The following is a 23,011-nucleotide window of genomic DNA, read 5'->3' on the forward strand; positions in this document are numbered from 1 at the left end:
GCAGGCTGTCCGGGCAATAAGGATAAGGAGAACAATAATGACTAAAACAGCTGCAACGATATGTGTATGCCTCATGCTCCTGCTGGGTATGATTCCATCTTTCTCAGCTAAAGCTGCCTCCTTGGAAGCCGATTTCCGCTTGGAGCTTTCCTCTGGCGGGAAAGAAGGGAATTTGAAGCAAGGCCAGCCTTTTGAAATCAGAGTAACGGGACATTCAGTAAATGACTTGTTCGGGATTGAATTTCACCTTGAGTATGATCCCAGTATCCTTCAGCTATCTGAGAATAACGGAGTTTCGGTCAATGAACGATTTCAGTTGTTGGTGAAGGAGACGGATACACAGCATGGCCGGATCACGATGGCGATGACAAGGAAAAGCCTGCCAACTGGTGAAACCGAGGATCTGACAGTTTCCACGCTGCAATTTCAGCCTGTCTCGACCGGAACGGTTACTTTAAAGCTGGTTGGTGTCAAAGCGGTCGATTCCTCACCGCAACTGATTCCGTCCAACATGAACTTCACACTGCCAGTAACCGTCATTTCAAACCCAATTGAGCCTGGCGGTCCTGTTAATCCTGTTAAACCAGGTGGATCGAGTACGCCAAGCGTCCCTCCTGTAACCATCATTTCAAACCCAATTGAGCCTGGCGGTCCTGTTAATTCTGCTGAACCAGGTGGACCGAGTACGCCAAGCATCCCTCCTGTAACGCCCAACGCTCCATTCATTGATTTAATCCATACAGCTTATCAACATATGACCCGTACAGAGATCGTTGAGCACGGTAAAGCATTACTGGAGGGTCTTGGGGACAGTAAGAATATGGAGCTTAAAGATCTAGTTATGAAGAAGGTGAAGGAGTTAGTCGTGTATCTTTCAACTATTCAGGCTGGTCTTGTTGAGCATCGTGGCAATGAAATCACCTATGCTTTTCCTAATCACGATTTCACCGAGCATATCAGCAGCTTCTTAAAGACACTCGAAGAATATAACCAGATCCTGAAGGGGATAGGGATTAGGTCGCTCTCAGAAGAAATAGGAAAACAGATCTTCATTGAGACTGATGATAGAGTTAGTCCGGGGGAGAAGGTGAAGCTCTGGCTGCCATCCTCGGATATGAAATTACTGCTGTTAAACGACACAGCACTTAGGATTGTTATCTCAGGAGCTACCTTTATAATTCCGCCGGGAGCTTGGGAGGTAGAAGAGGGAATCGTAGGAAACGAAGAACAGGCCAGTTTATTATTAACGGTAAGCAGGTTACAAGGTGATGTAACAAACCTGGCAGATGGATATACACCGATTGGAAGCGTATATGAATTTCAATTGGATGAAGTCAAAGGAGAACGCACCCAATCCGTTACTCACTTTAAAAAACGTATTCAAGTACAGATTGCACTCCCCAGTAGGGTCGGAACGACCATCGATCTCGAGAAACTGGGTAGTTACTGGTTCGATGAAGATCAGCAGCAATGGAATTATGTAGGTGGGAAGATTAGACAAGACAATATGATCTTCACTACGGATCATTTTAGTCGATATAGGATCATGCATTACGACAAGCGGTTCGTTGATGTAGATAAAGATCATTGGGCCGACAATGAGATTCGTATATTAGCCGCTAAACATATCGTTAATGGAAAGGATGAGGACAGCTTTATCCCGGATGGAATGGTTACACGTGCTGAATTTGCCGCATTATTGATAAGAGCTTTGGGCTTAGAGTATCAGCCTGTTGAAGGTATGTTCCGGGACGTGGGGAAAGATCAATGGTATGCCCAAACGGTCGAAACCGCAGCCAGAGCAGGCATTGTGAGCGGGCTTGGAGACGGATTGTTCGATCCTGAGGGAGAAATCACACGCGAACAGATGACCGTTATGCTTGTCAATGCACTTATGACTTCAAGCGAGGCTATCTTGCCAGTTGTGAGCGATAAAGAGCTACCCTTTCAAGATCAGGCACAGATCAGCCTCTGGGCTTTGGATTCTGTCCGTATTGCTTATGAATGGGGCATAATCAATGGTGTAGCTGAAAGGGCCTTTGCTCCGCAAGAGCATGCACAGCGAGCTCAGGCAGCTTCGATCCTATTCCGATTACTGCAACATTTGAGCTAGATTTGATTCAACGGTGAGCCCGTTCATTCAAAGAAGCCAAAAAGTAGAGTTTCTCTGCTTTCAGGCTTCTTTTTGCTGTAAAGTTAAAATCGTACATGAAGGAAACAAGATTTGATGATTATTCGTTACAAGCCGTTTTATTATGATTCGTAGAGAACAGGGGAAAGGGTGGGGTTTTTGCAAATTTTTTTAAAAAGTAAGCGCTTTACTATCTTCTATATAAGTTGAACTATTGAATATCCTGATTAAAACCTGACACAAAGACGGTCGATGATGGTCAAGGGGGTTTTCATTATCTCATCCATGAATTGTTGCACGTTGGTGCGAATCTCTGCAACTGTGTGGTAAAAAACGTTGTTAATGATGTCCGATTTGAGCCATTTCCATAAACCTTCGACAATATTGAGTTTCGGGCTGTATGGAGGCAAGAATACAAGCTCAAGTCGATCTTTCATCTCGTTCAGGAATGGTGCGAGCAGCTTTGCATGGTGAATTCTTGCATTGTCTAATACGATCACGATTTTATACATGAATGACGAAATCGACCATTTGCTATTTGAAGACGAGTCCATGATCCGCGATTACCAAGACGATCTTTTGCTTTTTTCATCGCGGTTTCGATTTCTTGAAATGCACCTGTGTTTTCCATTCTGATTTCCTGCCTGTCTAAGTGGTTTCCTAATTACTTCGACATGCAGAAGCAAAATCCTTACCATTGTTTTCTAATCTTTAGTTCAACTTATATAGAACTTTTTTAAGTTCTGACTGTCATTTTTATTCCAGCAGATAGGAGTTGCTTTTTATGATAACTAAACGTGGGCGGGCTGACGTTTGCCCTTATTCTGCAGCGGTATGGTGTAAAAGCCATCGTCTGTGAACACGAACCATTCCCTGCCAGCCGCAAGCAAGGTGGTTCAATAGACATTCACCACGATTCCGGACAAATGGCGCTAAGAGAGGCGGACATATTCGAACAATTCGAAGCGCTCGCCCGATATGAAGGACAAGAGTCCCACCTTCTCGATAAAACCGGCAAAGTCTTTTTGGACGAGGTGGCTGACCTCAATGAAGGGGATCATCAAGCCGTGGATAAGATTATATTTATTTTTATAACTACCAGCGGTTTCAATCCAATCTGAAACAGCGCGCACCGATTGAATATCGATGCACGCTGGCAGCATAGCTTATTTTCATCTGTCTACTTGACAGTGGTACGATCCACGAGGGGATAATGGGAATCTCCACTTCCTATGTGGAAGTGCTTGATGCCATGGAATAGAAGCATGTCATCGGAAGTAGGGAAATAATAGCATACTTGATGATGTCATTTCCAGAAATCAATACAAGTTCCGTTGTTTCCGTCTCCATCGCCAGATGCTTAATGATGAATGTAGTTAGCACGTTGATTAAAACGATAAGTGATCTTGGAGATGCTGGTGAAAGTTTTTTGTAACATCATTCCAAAATTATTGAGAGCCTTAAATCTTGCAGCACCATACAGGAGATACATCGGCTGATGATCGAATGGCTTGCGACGGTGAGGCCGTTAGCATTGCCATTGGAGCTGGTCTTGGTAATCTTGGGAAGCATATTGGCTCCCACGATCCGAGTGGTGTAGAACTTCGAATACATGATCTTTCGATTCCATAATGATCCGACCATTCCATGATTTCATTTTTCTCTATGTTATCACGGTTTAGATTCTTTGCATCACAATCAAGTAAAGAATACATGGTAATTAGTAATAATTTCTCAGGATTTAGCTGCTCAGGAATAATGGATAGAGAGCATATTCCAATAGAACAGGAAATATAGATGACTCAGCGCCATCAAGGCGATCAATGAATGGCTATATCTGTGTAGCCGTTCATTAGCCATCTTACTCAAATCGCATGAACGAAAGGAACGGATGACAGCGTAGATAGCGATCGCGGCAGCCAGGAAGGGCAGCGAGGAGAAGCCCCAGGCGTACCAGGCCGGGTAGCCCCTTGTAATGATCTCTGAGTTGCCGTACAGCAGTTGCCCAACCGTATAAACGATATAGATTGACGCAACAAGGAAGATAGAGCCGAGCTTGTTCGACTGCTTGCGCATGAATAGCCGCAGCACATAACGCGCTAGCCCAATAACGAATAAGGCAAACCACAGCAGGGCGAAGCCTGCGTAAACAGTCATAAGCGTAGAGGGCCGCTGGAGAAACGGGGGTTGTTCATTGATCGTTACTCCGTGTGTGAAGGTCATCTTCCATTTGCCTTCCTGCTGATGGAGCCGGATGTATTCTCCGTTCTCTCTATTCTTGAACAACCCGGAATTCAAAGGCAAATAGCCTCTCGTTTGCTCCATACCACTCCCATCCGGAAATACTCCCGTGATTTCCAGGATGTCCCCTGCGCTTCTCACCTCAAAATTTCTTCCGCCCAGCCACTTGAACCATTTGCCCCAGCCGTGCCGAGGACTCAAGCCGAGCGTATAGTTACGCACATATTGCTCCAAATTGACGGAAGCTGCTATCTCCGCAGCCGGCTGTGTCTGGGCTGCGGGCAGCAGACCGGTGATGGCGTCGGTCACCAGGTCGGTGAGCTGCGTTCCCGATGCTGTCGCATTGCTAATAACGAAGATACCAAGCTTCTGCGCGGGAATGAGCTGCATTTTGGCAGAGAAGCCGTCAACATTTCCCAAATGCCATAAGATCAACATACCGTTCGGCAGACGATCCCTGAAGAAACCGTAACCTACACCTTCCACATCGGGGTGTTCCGAGAACTGGCGCGCGTGCATCTCCTCAATCGTCGCATCTGCGGTAATGCGCTGCCCGGCATATAACCCGCCATTTAGCTGCGCTAGCATGAAGTGAGCCCATTCATTGGGAACGACACTAAGCACGCCTGAGCCGGGTAAATTCAAGTAGGAATAGGGGATCTGCACATAGTTTCCGTCATGATACACATAGGATTTCGCCATGTTCGGATCATTCTCGCGCACAGAGAAAGTAGCACTTGGCATATCCAGCGGCTCAAACAGGTTATGAGACATATAATCGCTGAGCGTACTTCCGGCAATCTGTTCAACGACAACGCCAGCCAGCCCAAGTCCGGCGTTGCTGTAAGCAAATTCTGTGCCCGGTTCACGGATAGGGGGCTGCATGGCGAAATAGCGGCGCAAATATTGATCAGCAGACATGGCACGACTCTCGGATGCGGCAGCAAGCTCGTATATGGCTTCATCCAAGCCTGCGGTGTGGGTCAGCAGATGCTGCAGCGTTATCGGCTGATTCCGGTAAGATGGTACCTTGAATGCTGTCAGATAAGTGCCGACGTCCTGATCCAAAGCAAGCTTCCCTCTTTCCTTAAGCTGCATGACGGCTGTTGCGGTCAGCGTCTTGGTAAGTGAGCCGATTCGCATAATCGTCTGCTGCGGGTTGACGGGAATTTGCCGTTCTACATCGGCATAACCGTAGCCTTTGCTGAAAATGATCTCGTCTCCGATCGTCACCACGACGGCAGTACCGGGAATATGCGCGGTTTCCATTCCGTTAAGAACGACAGAATCTATCGTCTGCTCCAATTGGGCGGGTGTGATGGATACCTCGGGAGCAGCGGCTTTAGCTGCCGGAATCCAACTGAGTGTGCATGTCCAAAGGACAAGCAGGGCCATGACTGCCTTTTTCAAATTCATGTCTATAACCTCCCAATCTTAATAGGTGTCCATATTGTTGCTTAACTTAGATTAAGGGAACTAACTTTCATGTCTATTTCACCAATCTTACATTTATCTTAAATCGTTAACACCAAGGGGGGAGAATGATAAACTGTATAGTATAGTCTAGGAGTGAATGAAGGAGGTTATGGATGTGCCTAGAACGGTACTTATCGTCGACGATGACCGCGATATTGTGGAACTGTTGAAGCTTTTTCTGGAGAAGGAAGGCTTATGCGTGATAGAAGCTTATGACGGATTAGAGGCGTGGACCTGTATACGGCAGGAAAAGATAGATCTGGTTGTGCTTGATATCATGATGCCCCGGCTGGATGGGATTCAATTGTTGCAGATGCTGCGTACGGAGCACAAGCTGCCCGTTATTTTGCTGTCAGCCAAAAAACAGGATAACGATAAGATTAAGGGGCTGAAGCTGGGGGCAGACGATTTTATTGCCAAGCCGTTTAATCTGATGGAGGTAGTGGCCCGGGTTCAGGCCGTCCTGAGGCGTACCTATGAGTTTAATGAACCTTCCCTTTATGAGCAGCCCGATCAAGCTGGACAAAGTGTAGTCGGGGAACTCGTGCTGGACCATCAACATTGCGTATTGTACAAGGCAGGTCAGGAAATTCCGTTGACAGCAATCGAATATAAGCTACTGACGATATTGATGAGGTCGCCCGGACGAATATATACGAAGAAACAATTATTCGAGCAGGCCTGGTCTGAGCATTACTATGAGGATGCCAATACCGTCATGGTGCATATCTCCAGATTGCGCGATAAAATAGAAGACTCGCCGAAGCAGCTCGGTTATATTCGGACGATTCGCGGACTGGGCTACAAACTTGCCAGGAAGGAGGAGTTGGATGGGAAATCCGTTGAAGAGAGATAAGCTGATTTACCGATTGATTAAGTCTTATACCTTCTTCGCCATCACACTGGGAGTGGTCAATCTGGCCTTCCTGTTCTTGGTTCTGGATACGGACAGTCAGACCATCGAGATCTCGCTGCCGGGACTGGTCTTGCTGCTGCTGTTTTTCGGTCTTAATGTGTATGTCTACAGCTTGTGGACGGCCAAGCGAATTACCCGTCCGCTGGAGCATATTGCGGGGGCGATTCAGCGAATGGAGAGAGGGCAGTATGCCGAACGCCTCCATATTAAGGCTGGTTATGAATTTACGGTGATTCAGCAGCACTTCAACGATATGGCCGAAACGCTGGAACGGATAGAGCTGGAGAACCGGAGGCTGCAAGACAGCAAGCAGCAGATGCTTGCCGATCTGTCGCATGATCTTATGACGCCGATTACAACGATTAAGGGCTATGCCAACGCACTGCAGCTAGGGATGGTTGACAGCGAAGAGAAGAAAGAGAGATATCTGCAGCTGATCGGAAATAAGGCCACGCTGGTGGCTGCATTGATCGATGATATCTTCAATCTCTCCAAGCTGGAACGCACCGATTACCCCTTGTCGGCTGAGTCAGGGGATCTGGCTGAATTGCTCAGGGAGATCGCCGCTGATTATTATGACCAATTCGAGGACAAGCGATTTGTATTGGAACTGAGTATCCCCTCTGAAGAGGTAATCGTGGACTATGACTGCAATCTGATGCGCAGGGCGATATCCAATCTGCTGGCCAATGCGCTTATGCATAATCCGTCCGGCACGGATGTGGTTATCCAGCTTGTGGACGAGAAGGCTGTTGTTCGTCTGAGTGTCATTGATAACGGCATTGGCATCTCGGATCGGTTAAAGGAAGTCATCTTCGATCCTTTCGTACGGGGAGACTATGCCCGGCCAGGAGACGGCGGGACGGGACTCGGGCTGGCCATCGCCAAGCAAACGCTGGAACTGCATGGCGGTGAGCTGAATCTCGACACAAGCCATGGCCGGACGGCGTTTGAGCTTGTTTTGTATAGAAAGATATAGGCTTGAATTATACCGAAGTTGAACAATACGAAAGGAATGGATTGACTGAAAAACAGAGAAAGAAGTTTCTTGCTTAGATGCTTGGAGTCTCACTGTTGGAACTGGTAAAAAACTATATTAAATTGGCATTTAATTAAAACAGCGATATAAAGGAGTAAGGCTAATCTATGAATATTGAGAAACCAAAAAAGGAATTGGGTATCTTTATACCATATTCTTTATTGTATATTTTCATTGTTGCATTATTTTCTGTAGCGATAATGTATTTTCCTATGCCAATTTTAGGAGCTACAGAGTTTATTGAGGATGTATGGTATGTAGTATTTGTTAAAATCATTTTTCTGCTTTTTGTTCCCTTGTGTATTTATAGAAGACTTGGGTACGAAATTTCTAGTATTTTTAAAACCAAACTAACTTGGAAAATATGTATAGCAGTATTTAGTTGTTTTATTCTTGGAATGCTTCTAAATGGTAGTTACTTAGCTGAGATTAATAGAGTTGTTGCCAATGGTGGTATCATGATATGGATAAAATTAACAGTTGGACTTCTTTTACCGCTTGTGCAAGCGGCTATTCCAGAAGAGATTTTTTATAGATATATACTCCAAACTCGATTGGAAAAAGTATGTGGAGCTATCTTAGGTATTTTTTTATCTGCGCTCTTATTTGCTTCATTTCATTTTCCCTCTCGTTATCTACTTTCAAGCGGAGTAGAGGGAACGGCGGGGAATATTTATTCGGTTCTCATAGGAACTATTGTACCAGTGTTTGTTATTGGTATTATCTTAGGATTTTTGTGGTGGAGATATAGGAACATCTGGATATTGATTGCTTTACATTATGGAATAGATACATTACCTTCAATTGCTTCATTGCTACATATTATCAAATAGAGCCATTAACATTTTATAAAATGGGGATTTTATACCCATATCATCTCAAATGAAATGGGTTGAAATAAATTGTTGAAAAACTGTATTATGTCATTTCTGTTTCATTTTTAGGTTGTATTTCTTTATTTCGACGATGTTAAAGTGAATTCCTTTAGTTCAATTTATATAGGTTCAACACTTCAAAGTGCAGTTGGCTCAGTCTGTAAGCCTGCTGGAGAATCATGTGGCTGTGGCTGACGACAAAGTGTGCTGCTAAGGCGAAGAACAATCCTAAGGGCAAGGGGGAAGGATAGTTTGTTAGCGAGAGCTGCGAATGCGATGAGTGCGGCAAAACCGTTAGAAAATGCCTGGAATCATGCTCCAATCAGTGCCGAGAAGAGTATTGAAAGACTGGAAAACATCTATTTAAGTATTTTTGGAAGAGAACCGCTCCATGTAAGCATGGTTTGTTCGGGTCTCTCAGGCCGTATAATAGCTTTAAATTAACAGTTCGTTCAAATCGCTCACTTTCAAATCATTTTCACTTTACATTAAGGTTGTATAATAACCGGATTAAGTTTGTGCGGCTATTCTATAGGGGAACAAGTGGATTTGAGAGGAGAATAATCGATGAAGATTTGGCGAAGGTTTCGCGTCAAGACAGTCTTAGCTTTGGCGGCTGCTATGACATGGGGTACAATCGGTGGGAGTCATTTGCTTTCGGGCGCATCGGCTGCACCAGCACAGCCAGGCCCGAAAAGCCCTAACGAATTGGCACAGTTTCTCGATGCGTTTATGGCACAGCCTGAAATCAAAGACAACTTGGCCGGGGCTGTGGTTGTTGTTGTAAAGGGAGATGAAGTACTGGAAAAGAAAGGGTACGGTTACGCAGATATAGAGCGGAAGCTGCCCGTAGATCCGGACCGGACCGTATTTCGGATTGCTTCGGTATCAAAAGTCATTACCGCTACGGCGGTGATGCAGCTGGTGGAGCAAGGGAAGATCAATTTGAACACGGACGTGTCGGCCTACTTGGGGGGAGTTCGTATACCCAACCAAACGGATACTCCGCTAACGATGAGAGATTTATTGATGAACAGCACTGGATTCGATCACGGGGACACCTCCGAGTTAACGACGCAAGATTTGAAACGGGAATTTACCTTGAAGTCCTTTGTCCAGGAGCATGTGCCCACAGTGATTCGCGAGCCTGGAAAGTACTACCGCTACGATAACCTGGGCTTCACGATACAGGGTCATGCTGTTGAGCAAGTGTCGGGCCAGCCGTTTGACGACTATGTGCGTGACCATATTTTTAAGCCCCTCGGCATGGCAAGCAGCGATTATCAGTTAACTCCGCAAATCATGGAGCAATTGGCCGTCCCTTATAACGTGGTAGGTGATCCTATTGCTACCTATGCCACGGTTCCGACGGTCCTACCTGCCGGTGGCATGCTCTCAACCGGCTCCGACATGGCTAAATTCATGATGGCTCATCTGAATGGCGGCAAGCTTGGAAATGCCAAGATTTTGGAACAGGCTACGGCTGAGGAAATGCACAAGCCTCAGCTTGCCATCCACTCCGACCTTCCGAACATGGCATACGGCTTTGAATATGCCAACCAACAGAATTATAACGGACACAGCGTGGTGGAGAAAGGCGGAGATGTGGACGGCTACCATAGCGGCATGTGGCTGCTGCCCGATGAGAAGGTCGGGATCTACGTTAACCTGAACAAAGATTTTGACTTTCGTGTTCCTTTTTTTGAGGCATTTATGGACCACTATTACCCGGAGAAAAGTTCTCCTAAAGCGCCGCTCACGCCTACGAAGCAATCCCTGTCCAAGTTCGAGGGGGTCTACAGCGACCTGCGAAACCGAATGTGGACGACCCGCGTTCGTGTAGAAGACGGTGCGCTAATTGCGACCGATCCGCTTGGCAAGCATATGCTTCGTGAAATCGAGCCGCTGCTGTTCCAAGACGAGAACGGCGTGAAAGCAGCTTTTACATTAAACGCCGATAACACGGTTCGAGCCTTTTACTACGATCAAAAGTCAGATAGCTGGTCCCAAAATATGCCCGAGCCTCAGAGATATCCGGATATTGCCCCGGAACATCCTTATGCATCTTACATCTATCATTTGCGGCAGCTAGAAGTGATTGGTCAAGGAGGCGGGGAAGGAGCCTTTCAAGCGAATCAACGGATCTCAAGAGGGGAGTTCATCGAATGGTTCATCAGATGGTCAGGGCTAGCTCCTTCCAGACAGGAACCTGTATTTACCGACATATCTGGCAGCCCCTTCGAGCAAGAAATACAAGCCGCCTATGAATTCGGAATTATAAAAGGTACCGGAGACGGCAAGTTCAATCCGCTGAAGCCGATTAGCCGGGAGGAGGCGGCGACGATTGTTTGGAACATGGCATTCGCTTACCTCCATGCGGCTCCAAAAGAAATCAAGCTTGACGGAATGACCGATTCTTGGGCGATGGAAGGAGTTAGCTACGTAGTGGCGAAAAGATTATACGGTCCTGATGTTGTCGATACAAAAAGTGTAGCTGTTGACTATCGATCGAAAGAGCCTTTGCTCAGGCAAGAAGCGGCTGCGCTATTGTCAAAGTTCGCAGATAACTTGTACTAGTATACTAAACATTGCATCCCTCTTGTTTGCGGCCCCGCCGCAGATAAGAGGGAATATGTGCTGGATAGGAGTGGGGAAAATTAAATCCGTTCTGATCATCGACGACGAAAAGGAAATCCGCGAGCTGCTCGCGATCTATCTGAAGAATTACGGGTACGAAACGTTTGAAGCCCACAATGGAAGGGAAGCCTTTACGCTTTTTCAAAAGGAGATGATTGATCTCGTCCTGGCCGACATTATGATGCCGGAAATGGACGGCATTGAGCTGCTCAAAAATATGCGGCAGGACTCGCATGTCCTCTTCCTTTTTATTTCAGCAAAATCAGACGATATGGACAAAATCAACGGACTTCAGCTCGGTGCGGACGATTATATAAGTAAGCCGTTCAACCCGCTTGAAGTGGTCAGTCGAGTTCAGGCTTTGTTCAGGCGTGCCTATTCGTATGCTTTGCCGGAGAATCAAGACCGGGAGAGGATTGAGATTGGGGACATCAGATTGGATATCAAGAGCTGCAAGCTTTACAAGCGTGGTGTGCAGAAGGAGCTCACATCGGTTGAGTTCAAAATCCTGGCTTTGTTGATGAGTCATGCTGGCAGAGTGTTTACCAAAGCGCATATTTACGAACAGGTTTGGGGCGAGGAATATATGGGCGATGAAAATTTGGTCATGGTCTATATCAGCAAGATCAGAGACAAAATTGAAGATAACTCAAGAATGCCCGTTCATCTTATCACGATCAGGGGGCTCGGCTACCGTTTTGAAAAAGCATAAAAACCAGCCAGGCAAGCGGTCGCTCAAACGCTCGTTTCTTGTTAATTATTTGGCGATTATCAGCCTTTTGCTCGCGGTGACCACGATATCTCTTTTGAACATGGATTTTGTAATGAACCGGGTTTTCGTCAAAACACCGGATTTTAAACACTTGGACCCTAATGAACTCTACGGACCTCAGGGAACGCTCGACGGGCAGCGGCCCAATACATACGGTGGATGGTTGGAGCTTGTGGATGAGTCGGGTAAGGTGATTGCCATCCAGGGGGAGAAGCTGGACGATATTACCTCGTACTCCGATGGGCAGCTTTATGCCAAAATGGACACATACAGAGTCGATGATTCAATCGCCTATCATGCTTATCCTGTTGCTGGTCCTAACGGTGAACCGTATCTACTGTTATGGAAAATACCCGAACCGCTTGGTGAAATGGTAACCGCTTTGGGCATTTTTGTGGCTACCTTTATCGTTTTATTGTTCTTTGCGCTTTATTTCTTCACCAGATTTTCGGTCCGGCAAATGAAGAAGCCGCTGCTGCAAATCGTTGAAGGCATTCAAGAGATGAAACAGTTTCACTATGAGAAACGACTGGATTTTTTTACGGTAAAGGAATTTGCGGAAATTCGCAACGCGTTTAATGAAATGGCCGAACGTCTACAGCTCGCATCCGCGGACAAGGAAGCGGTCGAGAAGAACAAACAAAATCTGCTGCTGCATTTATCCCATGATTTGAAGACGCCGATCACCTCCATTTTGGGATATTCCCAACTGTTGCTAGACAGCCATCAATTGGACGAAAGCCAGAAACGTAAGTACGTCCAATACATTTATGATAAATCCTCCTACATAAGCAAGCTAATTCAAGACTTGTTTGAACTTGCGAAGTTGGACGACCATCATTTGAAGCTGGATCTGAAGAAGGTGAATTTGACCAAATGGTATCAGCAAAAAATCGCGGAGTACTATCCCGAAATTGAGCATAAAGGATTCAGTCTGCAGGTCGATATTCCCGAGACACCGCTATACGTTATGATGGATCTCGTGCACATGAATCGCGTGGTTGCGAATCTGATAGGCAATGCGCTAAAATATAATCCCGCTGGGACTGAACTGTATGTTTCCTGCGAGGGGCTGGACGGGCGCGTCGTGCTCTGGCTGGGAGATAACGGTGTCGGCTTTCAGGAGCAGGACATGGAGCATCTTTTTGAAGAATTTGTACGCGGAGCCTCTCCGGTGAAGGATGGGACGGGATTGGGATTGGCCATATGCAAAAAAATTATTGCTCGTCACCAAGGTGCGATTGATCTTCTGATCCATCAGCCGTATTCCACATTGTTCCGGATCAGTCTGCCTTGTGCAGAGGAAGATAGGATGGATATGGCTAAGACAAATACACGTTATTCAAGTATGTTTTTCATCAAATAAAAGGGTTTCCTTTAATGAGGATCAGCTCAAAGGTAAACAATCGGCTGATATTATCCCTCTTAAGTAGACATTAAGGAATAAGCCCCTTATTTTAAATGGGTCTTACCCCCGTCAAGTAGACAAGTGAAAAAAATCGAACTGTGCAACAGCCACTTCCAAGTAGGGTAGCCAGAGAGTGAGAGTGGAAGGCCTTTGATCAAAACAAGCCTTTGGAATAAACTCGAAAGACTTATGAAGAAACGAGGAACGATTGTCATCCGACAAGGAGAAGAGATCTATTGAAGGACAATAAATTTTTTGAAGTAGAAAATAAAGATTTGAAGTAAAAGGCATTCACTCAATTTGGTGAATGCCTTTGTATTTATTAAATTAGATTGAAGAAGAGATTCGCGAGTGTTCGCAGCGACCAGTCGTTCAGCAGCTGGCTAAATTCCGGGTTCCCCGGGCGCAGATAGACACCGCAACGTTCAGAGCGCCGGTAACGGCGAGTTTCAGACTTTGACCCATAAGATATGGCTTGAATTCTCTTGCGGGACGGAGTTTTTTTGATTATAGTCCAAGATAAGAAGATGGATAATGAAGCAAGGAGTGCGTGAAATGAAATCAGCTAGAGTGTTGTATGCGAATCTAAGTTTGAGAGTACGACTAACTGCTTCTTACATCGCACTGATCGTCGTTTCGATGACAGTTTTGGGCGTAGGTTATTATGTGAAGAGTTCAGAAGTTATTTTGAAGAACGCAAGCGGAACGTATTTGGGGTTAGTGAGAAGCAGCAATCAGTCCTTGGATGCGAAGTTTGCGAGTGTAGAGCAGAGCGCTATCAACATGCATCTGGATGAAAATTTATTCGAATTGTTTAACACAACCAATTTGCAAAAGAAATATCTGGATTATGAAAACGACAGAAAAATAACTCGTGTCCTACAGAAATATTTTCCTACCTCGGAGGATGTATATTCGGTCAATTTGGCGACGAAAGATTACACGTTTGGAGGAAATCCTAATTTCTGGATCCCGAAAAAGGACTTCTCCGCTTCTGACATTTACCAGATTGGGATGAATTCCAAAGATCGCACTTTATGGGTTCCGACGTATAATTTACTAGAAAAATTTTACGCCTCTTCTGCGGTATCCAGCACTAAGGACCAGTATGTATTTACAGCTACCAGGTTGATTAACTTATCACTTGTCTCGAATAACTTGTTGAGATCTATGGATAAAGATGCTGAAAGGCCGATTCTCCTCGTTAATTTTCAGGAATCCATGGTTAGCAGGGCTTTCAAGGAGAGCCTTGTTGTTAAGGACTCTTATTACTACGTTTTGACGAAGGACAATGAGGTCGTTTCAACTTCTAATCGTTCCGGTTCCCGACCTGTAAACCAGGAATGGATCAACAGTGCCATCGCGAAGAAGAGCGGGACCGAATTTGTACAAGTAGACGGGGAAAAGATGGTCGTCTGTTTTGATGTGATTGCTACGACAGGCTGGTTGTCCGCGGTATTCATTCCGTATGATAATCTATTGAAAACGATGCCAAATATGTTCAGTTACACGCTCTATTCCACCGTATTGATCCTTGTCTTATCTATTTTTCTTGCCTCTTTCTTTTCAAGTAAAATTACAATGCCTCTTAAGAAACTGATGTGGGGGATTAAACAGATTGGAGAAGGGAATTTTAATACGAGGATTGAAACTTACGGAACTAGCGAAATTAACCTAATCATCCATAAATTTAATCAGATGAACGATAAGATCCAAGTATTGATCGAGGAAAATTACGAGACGCATTTGAAGGAGATGGAGGCTGAATTGAAGGCGCTGAATTTTCAATTCAACCCGCATTTTCTTTATAACACACTCAACATTATTAATTATTTGGCAATCGAAAATAAGCAGACGGTAATAAGTAATATGCTCGTGGAGCTTTCAGAGATGCTGGAATATACGGCTAAAAAATCAGGCGAAGTGGCGTTTAGCGAAGATGTGAAATATTTACAAAATTACGATTATATTATGAGGCAGCGGTTTGAAGATAAATTTAATATCGAATATCATATCGATACCGCCTTATACCGTTATACCGTGCCCAAATTTTTCTTGCAGCCTTTCATGGAGAATGCGCTGATTCATGCTTTGGAAGATAGGGAAACAGGCGGGTGGATCCGGGTAAGCGGGAGGATCGAAGATAAAACCAGGGTTTTTACCATTGAAGATAACGGGAAAGGCATGGAGCCGGACACTCTTATGCGCGTTCTAGCGACCATAGACGACCCAGTCAGCATGAGAAAATCGATCGGTATTGCCAATGTGAACAAGCGGATAAAGCTTATCTATGGTTCCCAGTACGGTGTAGAAATTGAATCCCAAGGAAATAAAGGCACAATAATAACAATTACCTTACCGCTGCCATCTACCTTATGATGGGGTGAAAAGTGGACATTCCACCGTTACGACGGTGGATGTTTCATTGTGAAAATCAAAATGTAAGGGTTTTCGGTACAAAAGTCCACCTTTTCACGTTTTTTAGAGTAGGATCGGCTGAAGGATCACGATATGATGAAAGCGTAATCAATGTATACAAGATATCGTTAATGGAGGGGTTTGAATGAAAGAAGGAAGAAAAGGGCTACTAACGGTCACAAGTTTACTCACTTTTACCCTACTTACTGGATGTTTCACAGGTGGACAAACGAACTCAGGCGGCTCTGCCGGAGACAGTGGCCAAGTTGCCCAGAAGGAAGTGGAAATATCCTACTGGAGGCCGCAAGCAAGCGGTCCAGAAGACGACTTCTACGTGAGAAGAGTTGATGAGTTCAATAAGGCTTTCCAAGGGAAAATTAAGTTGAAAATGGAGCCGATTACAAGAGGAAACTCATTTGCATATGAAGATAAAATCAATGCGGCTGTAGCCTCCCATACACTTCCAGACGTTGTTTCCATGGACGGTCCGAACGTAGCGAACTACGCAGCGTCCAATATTGTCATCCCACTGGATGAATATTATACCAAGGAGGATCTGAACGACTTCGTTCCGTCCATCATTCAGCAGGGGACCTACAAAGATAAATTTTATGCCGCCGGGCTAGCCGAGTCTTCCGTTGTTTTGTTCTACAACAAGAAGATTATGAAGCAGTACGGCATTGAACCTCCAACGAATATGAAGGATGCCTGGACTTGGGATCAGTGGTATGACGTGATGAAGAAGACAGCACAGAACGATGTGTTCGGCACGAACATGATCAATGACAAAGGCGAGTGGATGACGTACGCTTTCGAGCAAATGTGGATTTCGGCGGGAACGGACATTGTCAATAAAGAAGGCACATCAGCGAAGGGGTGGGTTAACAGCGACAAGGGAATTGCAGCTGCAAACTTTCTGCAAAAGCTAGCGAAAGAAAAATTGTTTAACATTGATCCGAAGCCGACCGAGTTCGAAGAAGGCAAAGCTGCGACAAAGCTGGGCGGACCGTGGAACATTCCGGGCTTTAAGAACTATCCGGATTTGGAATGGGGCATCACCTATTACCCTAGGAAAGCTGACGGCAGCGTAACTTCTCCATCGGGCAGTTGGGCTATCGGCGTATCTAAGGACAGTAAGCATCCGAAGGAAGCGGCAGAAGTGGTGAAGTGGATGACGAACAAGGACAGTTCCGCTCAGCTTGCCAAAGCAATCAGCATGCCGGCCAGCAGGAAGTCGGCATATGAAAGCATGCCGGAGTATAACGATCTTCCAATGCGAGTTATTAAGGAACAAGTGACGACGGTGTCCCATGCAAGACCTGTAACACCAGCCTATCCGGTGCTGACGCAAAAGTTCGCTGAAGCATTGACGGACATTATGATGGGAGCCGATGTGAAGAAATCATTGGATAGTGTAGCCACTTCTTACGATGATGAATATAAACGGAACTTTAACAACTAAATCGTTTCTGTGAGAACGCAGGAGCGGAATCAGGACATGCTTGATATCGGCCTGATGCCGCTGCCTGCGATCATTTAGAAGATGGACTTTAGATTGGACGATTCTTGGAGAGGAGTGATGATTGATCCATGCAGAAAGTTAGTACACAAGTTCATACAAGCACAAAGTCTAAAGTAACATCGATCGGGCTTCAGAAGCGAAGAGAGTCTATCACGGGATATTCATTTATTCTGCCAGCCGTGCTCCTGCTGATTGTGTTCCTGCTGCTGCCTTTTTTGCTGGCTGTGGTGTTCGGATTCACCAAATTCAATTTACTGCGGCCTGATCAGATTAAATTTACAGGTCTGGACAATTACATGATCCTTTTTAAGGATAAGCTCTTTTATAAATCCTTGTATAACACAATGTATTTCACTGTCGTCGTCGTTCCCGTCCAATCGGCGGTAGCGCTGCTGCTGGCCTTGTTAGTCAACAATCAGCTTAAGATGAGAAATGTATTTCGGATTGCTTACTTTAGCCCAGTTATTACATCCATGACGGTCATCGCTATTTTGTGGATTTCTCTGTATAACCCGAATGAGGGATTGATCAATTCAGCTTTACATCTGTTTGGCATACCGAAGCAGCCGTTCTTGCGAAGTGCGGATCAGGCGATGAATTCCATCATCTTCATGTCCGTATGGCAAGCCGCGGGATATCAAATGATGATTTTTCTGGCGGGTCTTCAAAGTATTCCGAAAGATTTGTATGAAGCCTCGGCTATGGACGGCGCAAATAAGTTCCAACAACTCAAATATATTACGATTCCAAGCTTGTACAATGTCATCGTATTCGTTCTGACAATTACAACGATTCAAGCGGTGAAGCTGTTCACTCAACCTTACGTGATGACGAATGGCGGGCCGGAGAATTCTACAAGAACACTTGCACTGCTCATTTACCAGCAAGGGTTCCAATTCAGGAATGCAGGCTATGCATCCGCCGTATCCGTTATTTTCTTCCTGATTGTAGTCGTGATTTCCTTTTCTATGAAGAAATTTTTTAAAGATAGATGATATTCGGAAGGAGCAGAGCTCATGGCTGATCGTAAGATTAAAATTTTCATCTATGCGTCTAATATTATCATGTCGGTGCTCTTTATTATCCCGTTGCTATGGATGGTCGTTTCATCACTCAAACCGGAAAATCAAATTTTCGCGGATCTAGGCTCGATCAAGTCTTTACTTCCTACGAATATAACATTTGATAACTATATAAAAGCTTTCAACCGGATCCCCATGATGAAATACTTATTTAACAGCTTGTTCTACGTCTCGGTTATCGGCATTAGCGGCCTGGGGGTTAACTCTATCTGCGGATATGCGCTGGCCAAGCTCAATTTTAAAGGAAAAGGTGTTATCCTTACCGCCATCATTGCGCTGATGATAGTGCCGTTTGAAAGCATCGTGATGCCGCTCTATTTCGTCGTCAACGGCTTGAGCTGGGTGAACACCTGGCTTGCGCTCATCGTCCCGTTTATTGCGAATTGCTTCAGTATCTTCATGTTCCGCCAGTTTTTTATGGATATTCCGAACGAACTTCTGGAATCGGCGGCGATTGATGGCTCATCTCCGCTGGAGACGTTTCTGAAAATTGTCATTCCCCTCTCAGGACCCGTATTTACGACTGTTTTCATTCTGGACTTTATCTCCCATTGGGGGGATTTCATGTGGCCTATACTGGTAACCACAGGAGAATCAATGAGGAACATTCAGCTGGGTATTCAAACGTTCTTTACACTTCCTCCTATATTCTACGGGCAAATCATGGCGACGCTTACGTTCACCACCTTGCCAATCGTCGTGATCTTTCTGCTTCTGCAAAAGTACTATGTACAGGGCATCACCAGCACCGGGATCAAAGGGTAGTCTGGCTCGGGTTATTGGACAGGGCATCATTCTAAGCGAATCGAGGTAAGCGTATGACCAACGAACTGTACAGACCGCAGTTTCATTTCTCTCCTCAGCAAAACTGGATGAACGATCCGAACGGACTCGTATACTTTCATGGCGAATATCACTTGTTTTATCAATATCATCCTCATGGAACAACATGGGGACCGATGCATTGGGGCCATGCTATTAGCAAGGACCTTGTACACTGGGAGCATGCTCCCATCGCTTTGGAGCCCGATGAGCATGGACAAATTTTTTCCGGCAGTGCAGTCGTGGATTGGCATGATACGACCGGATTTTTTAACGGAGAAGCCGGTTTGGTCGCTATTTTCACGCATCATGACCAAGAACCGGATAGCGATCGCCCAAGAGAACGCCAAAGCTTGGCTTATAGCAGCGATTTCGGCAGAACCTGGACCACATACAGCGGCAACCCGGTGCTGACGGATTCCAGGTTTCCAGATTTCCGCGACCCTAAGGTTTTCTGGCACACAGAGACGAATCAATGGGTCATGATACTAGCCTCCGGTCAAACAGTAAGCATCTATCATTCAGCGAATTTGAAGGATTGGTCCTTTGCCAGTCAATTTGGAGATGGAGAGGGGGCGCATTTCGGTGTCTGGGAATGTCCCGATTTATTCAAGCTTCCGTTAGACGGCGACTCTGCCAGAACGAAATGGGTCATGCTGATCAGCATCGGCAATTCTCCGGAATATCGAGAAGGCTCCAGAACGCAGTACTTCATCGGAGACTTTGATGGTGCGGTGTTTAAGAACGATGCCTCTCCCGAAAAGGTTCGATGGCTCGATGGGGGGAGAGATAATTACGCGGGAGTCAGTTGGTCGGACATTCCGGCTAAGGATGGTCGACGGATCTATATCGGATGGATGAGCAACTGGAAATACGCGCAAGTGACGCCAACTGAAAGCTGGCGCAGCGCAATGACAATCCCAAGATCATTGGGTTTAATAAGCCGCAAGGATCAAATTATTGTTGTTCAGCAGCCTGTTCATGAATTAAATCAATTGAAATCAGGCATATATAAATGGGATGAAACGATCATTGATCCCGGTCAAAACTTGCTGTCCGTACTTGATTTACCGTACTTTGAATTGGAGGCTGAGTTTGAATTACAGACTGCTGTGGAATTTGGATTCAAAGTCCGGGCATCCGATATATCAGAAACTGTGGTAGGCTATGAAGTGGAGAAGCAAGAAATCTTTGTAGATCGTTCTTATTCTGGTGAGGTTTCCTTTCATTCGGATTTCTCAGGCAGACATGCGGTCAAGGTGGAAACGCTGGACCGACGCCTCAAGCTGCACATTTTGGTGGATACTTCATCGATTGAAGTGTTTGCAGGCGAAGGTGAAGCCGTTATTACCGATTTAATATTTCCGGGAGAGAAAGATCAAGGTCTGGAGATCTATGCACTTCAAGGATCCGTCAAACTCATCTCGCTAAACATATCTCCGCTCAAGAGCATTTGGACATAAATGTAAGGAGGCTTGCATGCAAAACATACTGGTAGTGGATGATGAGGCCATACAGCGAAGAGTATTGGCCAAAATGATCAGGGAAGCCAGACCTAACTGTAAAGTGCTAGAAGCCAAAAACGGTCTTGAAGCATTAGAGGTCATCCATAGTGATGATATCGATATTGTGTTCACGGATATTAAGATGCCTACTTTGGACGGCTTAGGGCTGATTGAAAAGATGAACGCGTCTTCACATGACATCAAGGTGATTATACTAAGCGGATTCCGTTATTTTGAATATGCGCAAAAGGCGATTCAATTGGGGGCTTTTGATTATTTGGTGAAGCCCCTGAAAGAGGAAAGCATATCCCAAATACTGGATAAAGTGGAGAGCAGCATTCAAAAGGAAAAAACGAATCTGCTCGAAAACGAACAAATCAAGCAGCAGTTGAACCGGACACTATCCGTCTATTATGAGCGTCTTCTCTCCGACTGGGTAACTGGAGGAATAGGCGAGTCCAAATGTGCAGAGATTCGTCAGCAGTTTTCCCTAGAGAGCAAGGGGGTAGTGCTTGTAGCCAAACTGAACGATGAAAGTCTGCTGATGGAATCGTTGAACAGTGTGGACCGCATGAAAAGCGTTATGTTAGGTGGTATGGAAGGCCGGAGCAGCAGCATCGGTCCTTCCGTCTCGTTCTTCTCCGGCGAGGATAAGAGTCTGTTGATCACGGTGCTAACCTTGGCTCGGCCTTATGCCGAAGAAATCGGGACGCTGACGAGGCTGTTGAAAGAGTTTACTGAGCAAATGTTCGAGCAATTTGGGATGACTTTGACGATCGGAATTGGAGAGGAACGAAGCAATCTGTTCCAGGAAGCGAGACTTTCTTGCAAAGAAGCGCTGACAGCGGCTTCTTTTCGCTATTTTTTGCATACACAGGACGTGATCTGGTATTCGGATATTAGCGGCCTTATTCGCACCATGCATTATGATTATTTGAAAGAAGAAGAGATATTCAAGGAATCCATCCGTAAAATAAAGAGCGAGCAAATCGTTAAAGATGTCGATGAATGGTTTAAGCGTATCATAGAAAACGGACTGCCTTATCCCGATCAATGGAATAAAGTAGTAATTCGTATGATATCTGGCGTAGCCTCTGCGATTAAAGACTTTGTGACGGATCAGGACTATAAAGATATCCTGCTAGAGGCCGAAACTCGGCTGTCTGCCAGCAGCGATTATGCGGTTTGTAAGAGTAGGTTTCTGGATACGCTTCTGCAGTTTATGGACATCATCCAAAAGAGCCGTTCCAAAAAGCACGAATCCCTTATTGAAAATCTTGTCCATTATTTGGAGAATTACTACATGGAGGACTTGTCGCTCGATAGGGTTTCTAACCATTTGTTTTTTAGTCCCAATTATTTGAGCTTTATATTCAAAAATCATTTGGGCATGACATTCAGTAAATATTTGACCGACGTGCGGATTAAGAAAGGGATCGTACTGTTGCAAAACAGCAACATGAAAGTTTACGAAATTGCCGCCAAAGTCGGCTTTAAGGACGACAAGTATTTCTATAGAGTGTTTAAAAGTCGATTTGGTGTGACACCTGATGAATACCGTAGGAACAATCACATGCACAAAAGGAGGTAGATTAAGATGCTGCGTATTGGAGCCATTGAAGCTGGAGGAACTAAATTCGTTTGTGGTATCGGGAATGAATCTGGAACCATCGATGATCAAATTAGTTTTCCAACCGAACGTCCTGAACAGACTTTTAAGAAAGTAATAAACTATTTTGCGGATAAAAATGTGGAAGCTATTGGAATAGGATCTTTTGGATCGATTAATGTTGATCCAAACAGCCCCTTCTATGGCTACGTTACCACAACACCTAAGTCAAGATGGGCCAATTATAATTTTTATATAGGTTGAACTAAAGGAATTCATTTCCACATCGTCGAATAAAGAACTACAACCTAAAAGTGACGGTGAAATGATGGAAACGACACAAACGTATATTGAGATTGAATCCTTGATGAAAAAATAAAAAGATCGGCGCATGTTCGAGCGGTACCAACCTTTTATCTGCATTTGAAAGGTAAAAATACGCTAGAGATTTCAAAGGGTTTTGGTGCAACAATTGCAACTGATCAAAGATATCCGCGATTTTGGTTTTGTTATGCTGTCAAACCAAACAATTTATTGATAAATTTAACTGTAGAAAGG

General features: G+C 45.1%; 19 protein-coding genes and 1 pseudogene. 18 read left to right on the forward strand and 2 right to left on the reverse strand.

Annotated features, from left to right (window positions below; genetic code table 11):
• The first annotated feature begins 37 nt into the window (after window positions 1-37).
• On the forward strand, window positions 38-2,113 hold the full coding sequence (locus tag BK127_RS31580; RefSeq protein WP_076236083.1) for an S-layer homology domain-containing protein: 2,076 nt from the start codon (window positions 38-40) through the stop codon (window positions 2,111-2,113).
• A 245-nt stretch (window positions 2,114-2,358) separates the two neighbouring features.
• Here BK127_RS31580 and BK127_RS31585 read toward each other — a convergent pair whose 3' ends face one another.
• Window positions 2,359-2,688, reverse strand: a complete 330-nt coding sequence (locus tag BK127_RS31585; protein WP_305954340.1) for a transposase — start codon at window positions 2,686-2,688, stop codon at window positions 2,359-2,361.
• 240 nt (window positions 2,689-2,928) lie between these two features.
• On the opposite strand from BK127_RS31585, the gene BK127_RS31590 reads away from it, so the two are divergent.
• From BK127_RS31590 to BK127_RS44075, 3 genes are all read left to right on the forward strand, one after another.
• Window positions 2,929-3,252 (forward strand): hypothetical protein, encoded by a 324-nt coding sequence (locus BK127_RS31590; RefSeq protein ID WP_076236084.1) that lies wholly within the window; start codon window positions 2,929-2,931, stop codon window positions 3,250-3,252.
• On the forward strand, window positions 3,213-3,296 hold the full coding sequence (locus BK127_RS45855) for an IS3 family transposase (protein ID WP_372237390.1): 84 nt from the start codon (window positions 3,213-3,215) through the stop codon (window positions 3,294-3,296). Before BK127_RS31590 ends, BK127_RS45855 begins: the two co-directional genes overlap by 40 nt.
• A gap of 302 nt (window positions 3,297-3,598) precedes the next feature.
• Complete coding sequence (locus BK127_RS44075) at window positions 3,599-3,763, forward strand: hypothetical protein (protein WP_179097677.1); 165 nt, start codon at window positions 3,599-3,601, stop codon at window positions 3,761-3,763.
• Window positions 3,764-3,880: 117 nt separating this feature from the next.
• On the opposite strand, the gene BK127_RS31595 is transcribed toward BK127_RS44075, so the two are convergent.
• On the reverse strand, window positions 3,881-5,788 hold the full coding sequence (locus BK127_RS31595; RefSeq protein WP_076236085.1) for a serine hydrolase domain-containing protein: 1,908 nt from the start codon (window positions 5,786-5,788) through the stop codon (window positions 3,881-3,883).
• A gap of 175 nt (window positions 5,789-5,963) precedes the next feature.
• Here BK127_RS31595 and BK127_RS31600 point away from each other — a divergent pair, with 175 nt between their 5' ends.
• From BK127_RS31600 to BK127_RS31665, 14 genes and pseudogenes are all read left to right on the forward strand, one after another.
• Window positions 5,964-6,704, forward strand: a complete 741-nt coding sequence (locus BK127_RS31600; RefSeq protein ID WP_076236100.1) for a response regulator transcription factor — start codon at window positions 5,964-5,966, stop codon at window positions 6,702-6,704.
• On the forward strand, window positions 6,679-7,743 hold the full coding sequence (locus tag BK127_RS31605; RefSeq protein WP_256711534.1) for a sensor histidine kinase: 1,065 nt from the start codon (window positions 6,679-6,681) through the stop codon (window positions 7,741-7,743). Before BK127_RS31600 ends, BK127_RS31605 begins: the two co-directional genes overlap by 26 nt.
• A gap of 167 nt (window positions 7,744-7,910) precedes the next feature.
• Window positions 7,911-8,636 carry a CPBP family intramembrane glutamic endopeptidase gene (locus tag BK127_RS31610; RefSeq protein WP_076236086.1) on the forward strand — a complete coding sequence of 242 codons (726 nt, stop codon included), beginning with the start codon at window positions 7,911-7,913 and terminating at the stop codon, window positions 8,634-8,636.
• 294 nt (window positions 8,637-8,930) lie between these two features.
• A complete protein-coding gene (locus BK127_RS31615; protein WP_076236087.1) occupies window positions 8,931-9,122 on the forward strand; it encodes a hypothetical protein in 192 nt (63 codons plus the stop codon).
• Window positions 9,123-9,245: 123 nt separating this feature from the next.
• Complete coding sequence (locus tag BK127_RS31620) at window positions 9,246-11,255, forward strand: serine hydrolase domain-containing protein (RefSeq protein WP_076236088.1); 2,010 nt, start codon at window positions 9,246-9,248, stop codon at window positions 11,253-11,255.
• 79 nt (window positions 11,256-11,334) lie between these two features.
• Window positions 11,335-12,027 (forward strand): response regulator transcription factor, encoded by a 693-nt coding sequence (locus BK127_RS31625; protein ID WP_256711537.1) that lies wholly within the window; start codon window positions 11,335-11,337, stop codon window positions 12,025-12,027.
• Window positions 12,014-13,453 (forward strand): HAMP domain-containing sensor histidine kinase, encoded by a 1,440-nt coding sequence (locus BK127_RS31630; RefSeq protein ID WP_076236090.1) that lies wholly within the window; start codon window positions 12,014-12,016, stop codon window positions 13,451-13,453. Before BK127_RS31625 ends, BK127_RS31630 begins: the two co-directional genes overlap by 14 nt.
• Before the next feature lie 597 nt (window positions 13,454-14,050).
• Complete coding sequence (locus tag BK127_RS31635) at window positions 14,051-15,874, forward strand: cache domain-containing sensor histidine kinase (RefSeq protein WP_076236091.1); 1,824 nt, start codon at window positions 14,051-14,053, stop codon at window positions 15,872-15,874.
• A gap of 184 nt (window positions 15,875-16,058) precedes the next feature.
• Entirely contained in the window at window positions 16,059-17,375 is a 1,317-nt protein-coding gene (locus BK127_RS31640; protein ID WP_076236092.1) for an extracellular solute-binding protein, read from the forward strand.
• A gap of 128 nt (window positions 17,376-17,503) precedes the next feature.
• Complete coding sequence (locus BK127_RS31645) at window positions 17,504-18,430, forward strand: carbohydrate ABC transporter permease (RefSeq protein WP_083689745.1); 927 nt, start codon at window positions 17,504-17,506, stop codon at window positions 18,428-18,430.
• A gap of 21 nt (window positions 18,431-18,451) precedes the next feature.
• Window positions 18,452-19,282 (forward strand): carbohydrate ABC transporter permease, encoded by an 831-nt coding sequence (locus tag BK127_RS31650; RefSeq protein WP_076236093.1) that lies wholly within the window; start codon window positions 18,452-18,454, stop codon window positions 19,280-19,282.
• 53 nt (window positions 19,283-19,335) lie between these two features.
• Window positions 19,336-20,802 (forward strand): glycoside hydrolase family 32 protein, encoded by a 1,467-nt coding sequence (locus tag BK127_RS31655; protein WP_076236094.1) that lies wholly within the window; start codon window positions 19,336-19,338, stop codon window positions 20,800-20,802.
• A 16-nt stretch (window positions 20,803-20,818) separates the two neighbouring features.
• Complete coding sequence (locus BK127_RS31660) at window positions 20,819-22,435, forward strand: response regulator (protein WP_076236095.1); 1,617 nt, start codon at window positions 20,819-20,821, stop codon at window positions 22,433-22,435.
• A gap of 6 nt (window positions 22,436-22,441) precedes the next feature.
• A pseudogene (locus BK127_RS31665) lies at window positions 22,442-22,705 on the forward strand (ROK family protein); the annotation flags it as partial.
• Window positions 22,706-23,011 lie beyond the last annotated feature (306 nt).

The sequence above is a fragment of the Paenibacillus sp. FSL H7-0331 genome, from assembly GCF_001956045.1.